Annotated in this window: 3 protein-coding genes; all 3 read right to left on the bottom strand. The window is 72.8% G+C overall.

The genetic code is table 11. The features are described 5' to 3' along the window. Positions 1-1,151: GlgB N-terminal domain-containing protein (locus ADL25_RS07690; protein WP_420711339.1), on the bottom strand; the 1,151-nt coding region annotated here is incomplete at its 3' end. A 31-nt stretch (positions 1,152-1,182) separates the two neighbouring features. Further along, positions 1,183-2,583, bottom strand: coding sequence for a maltokinase N-terminal cap-like domain-containing protein (locus ADL25_RS07685; RefSeq protein ID WP_059126897.1), 1,401 nt, complete (start codon positions 2,581-2,583; stop codon positions 1,183-1,185). 87 nt (positions 2,584-2,670) lie between these two features. Then, positions 2,671-2,781 (bottom strand): alpha-glucosidase C-terminal domain-containing protein (locus tag ADL25_RS45830; RefSeq protein WP_159044899.1); only part of this gene is annotated, 111 nt, incomplete at its 5' end.

Here is a 2,781-nt window from a genome sequence, read left to right as displayed (position 1 = left end):
TCGTACTTGTAGAGCGCGCCCTCACCGACGCCCGGCACGAACAGCTCCCAGACACCGCTCGAGCCCAGCGAACGCATCGGGTGGCCGGTCCCGTCCCAGAAGTTGAAATCACCGGACACGCGAACGCCCCGGGCGTTCGGCGCCCACACCGAGAAGCGGGTGCCGGTCACACCCTGGTGGGTCATCGGGTGGGAGCCGAGCACCCGCCACAGCTCCTCGTGCCGGCCCTCGCCGAGCAGGTGCAGATCGAACTCACCGAGGGTGGGCAGCAGGGCGTAGGCGTCCTCGGTGTCCTGGACCGAGCCCTCGTACTCCACGAGGAGCCGGTACGACGGGACGTCCCGAAGCGGCAGCAGCCCGGAGAAGAAGCCGTCACCGTCGTCGTGCAGCCCGGCCCGCAGGGAGTCGGCGACGACGGTGACGGAGAGCGCGTACGGCCTGAAGGCCCGGAAAGCGACCCCACCGGGCACCGGGTGCGCGCCGAGCACCCCGTGCGGATCGTGGTGGGTGCCGGCGAGCAGCCGTTCACGGTCCTGAGCGGCGACGGCGGGCGAGAGGACCACGTCCTGCCCCGCAGCGCCGGTCGGTACCGGAGCCGCCCCGGCCACGGGGGCCGCCGGTGTGTCCTGCTCGACCGCCTCACGTGCCATCGGCACCGTGGCCGGGCGGGCCGCGCGGGTCCCGACGGGGGATGCCGGGCCGGACAGACCGCTGGCGGAACCCCGGTGTGCCGAGGTCCTCGTGTCCGCTGCCTTTCTTGCGCCCGCCTTTTTGGCCGCAGCCTTCCTCGCCGGAGCCGCTTCGGCGGTCCGTGCGGCGGCGATCGGGGCGGCGGCGGCCGTCCCCGCCGTGGTCTTCATCGGGGCCGCCTTCTTGGCGGAAGCCTTTTTCGCCGTCGCCTTCTTGGTGGCCGCCTTCTTCGCAGGCGCCGTTTGGGCCCCGGTCCGTTCGGCCGCGGCCTTCTTCAGCGCGGCCGTCGCCTTCTGCGTTCCGGTCGCCGCCTTCTTCGCCACCGCCTTCTTCTTGCCGGCCGCCGACTTCCCGGCGGCGGCTGCCGCCTTCTTCTCGGCGGTCGTCTTCTTCACACCGGTCTTCTTCGGACCGTCGCCGTTGTTCTTCGTACTGTCGTCGGACGGAGGACGGGGGGTCACGGACGGGGCCTCCTCGGCAGGGGTTGGTGGTTCACGGTGTGACGCCGGCGGACAGGCGGTGTATCGCGGCCATCGGCACGGGCAGCCAGTCGGGGCGGTGCCGGGCCTCGTACACGACCTCGTAGACGGCCTTGTCCGTCTCGTACGCGCGCAGCAGGACCGGTTCGGTGCGTGGATCGTGCTCCGCGACGTCCGCGTACCCGGAGCAGTAGGCGGCCCGGCAGACGTCGGCCCAGTCCGCTGCCGGGGGCCCGGCCGAGTGCGCGGCGTAGTCGAACGAGCGGAGCATCCCCGCGATGTCCCGTACCGTCGGCTGCGGCATCCGCCGCTCGGCCAGCGGCTTGGACGGCTCGCCCTCGAAGTCGATCAGTGACCAGGAGCCGGACGGGGAGCGCAGGCACTGGCCCAGGTGCAGATCGCCGTGGATGCGCTGGGCGGTCCAGACATGCCCCTCGGCGGCGAGGTCGGCCAGCGCCTCGAACGCGGAGCGCAGCCCGGGTGCGTACGGCCGCAGCGCGGGCACCGCCTGTGCCGCCGCGTCCAGACGCTCGATCATGCCGTCGGCGAGCAGCCGTATCCGGGCGTGGCCGAGGGTGACCGTCGGCAGGGCGCGAGCCAGCGCCAGATGCACCTCGGCCGTCGCCCGCCCCAGTGCCCGCGCCTCCCGGGTGAAGTCCTCGCCCTTGGCCACTTCGCGCAGCGCGAGTTCCCAGCCGTCGGTCGCACCGCGCAGATAGGGCTGGAGCACGCCGAGGACATAGGAGTCGTCGAGCCCGTCGAGGTCGGCCAGCAGCCAGCCGGCCGGCGCCGGCACCCGGGGGCTGTTCTCGCGCGCGAGCATCAGCGGAAGCTCCAGGTCCGGGTTGGTGCCCGGGACGAGGCGCCGCAGAAGCTTGAGGATGAACGTATCTCCGTATACGACCGAGGAGTTGGACTGCTCCGCGGTCACCACCCGCGGGGTCAGTCCTTCCCCTATCGTCTGCTGCGCGTCCCCCTCGAAGCGCAGCCGGCCGATACGGGCCCGGCTGCGGATCGCCTCCAGGAGGACGGACGTGGCCCGGGCGTCGTACAGCGCCTCGTAGACGGTCCGCCCGGCGAGCGGTCCGTCCTCCGGGTGCCCGATGAGTGCGGGCGCCAGCCGCGGCGGCAGTGCCTCGCGCACCCCGATCAGCAGCTGGTAGCAGTCGCCGGGGTGCGGCACGGCACCCTGGGTCGGCACGTCGGGTTGATGGGCCCGCACGAGCAGATGGAGCAGGCTCAGCGTGCCCCCGGGCGGCAGCAGTTCGGTGGCCGCCACCAGGGAGAACCCGGTGACGGGGCGGCCTTTGCCCGCGAACCAGCGCTGACGCGGCAGCCATTCCCTGAGCAACGGGTCCAGGGAGGCGAGCAGACCGGGCTGGGTTGCGGCGGGGTGGGTGACGGCTTCCGGCATGGCGTGCGTCCTTTCCCCGGGGGGCGGTCGGGGTGTCACTGGCTGCGTGCCCCGGGCGGGGCGGTGGAAACCGCCCCGCCCGGGGCACTACACGGGGTCCTTGCGGAGTCGGAACCAGTAGAAGCCGTGGCCTGCGAGGGTGAGCAGGTAGGGGAGTTCGCCGATGGCGGGGAAGCGGACTCCGCCGATGAGTTCCAC

Source organism: Streptomyces sp. NRRL F-5122 (assembly GCF_001507435.1).
GTDB lineage: Bacteria > Actinomycetota > Actinomycetes > Streptomycetales > Streptomycetaceae > Streptomyces > Streptomyces lannensis.
This window is presented reverse-complemented; position numbering and strand designations above follow the sequence as displayed.

What these genes read in the sequence shown, in the direction of transcription:
- ADL25_RS07685 (WP_059126897.1), bottom strand. Translation starts at nt 2,583, where the DNA reads ATGCCGGAAGCCGTCACCCACCCCGCCGCAACCCAGCCCGGTCTGCTC.